Raw genomic sequence first — 433 nt, 5'->3', positions numbered from 1 at the left:
GCTGGCTCAAGGAGGTCGGTGACGAGGTCGAGGTCGACGAGCCGCTGCTCGAGGTCTCCACCGACAAGGTCGACACCGAGATCCCGTCCCCGGTCGCCGGCGTCCTCGAGGAGATCCTCGTCGAGGAGGACGACACCGTGGAGGTCGGCGCCCCGCTCGCCACCATCGGCGACGGCGAGGGCGGCGGCTCGTCCGACGACTCCGACGACGATGCCGAGGCCGAGGAGGACGCCTCCGATGCCGAGGAGGACGCCTCCGAGGCCGCGGCCGCCGACGAGTCGGACGACTCCGACGACTCCGAGGAGAAGGAGGAGGTCAAGGCCGACAAGGGCTCCTCCTCCGGCGAGACCACCGAGGTCACTCTCCCGGCCCTGGGCGAGTCCGTCACCGAGGGCACCATCAGCCGCTGGCTCAAGGAGGTCGGTGACGAGGT

Annotated in this window: 1 protein-coding gene; it reads left to right on the top strand. The window is 70.9% G+C overall.

The annotated features are described in order from the left end of the window. Nucleotides 1-433, top strand: a 433-nt coding sequence (locus HMPREF2863_RS12355) for a biotin/lipoyl-containing protein (protein ID WP_305791287.1), incomplete at both ends; no start/stop codon positions are given.

Source organism: Micrococcus sp. HMSC067E09 (genome assembly GCF_001812555.1).
GTDB classification, from domain to species: Bacteria; Actinomycetota; Actinomycetes; order Actinomycetales; family Micrococcaceae; genus Micrococcus; species Micrococcus lylae.
The sequence above is the reverse complement of the archived record's forward strand: the minus strand, read 5'-3'. Positions and strand labels throughout refer to the sequence as shown.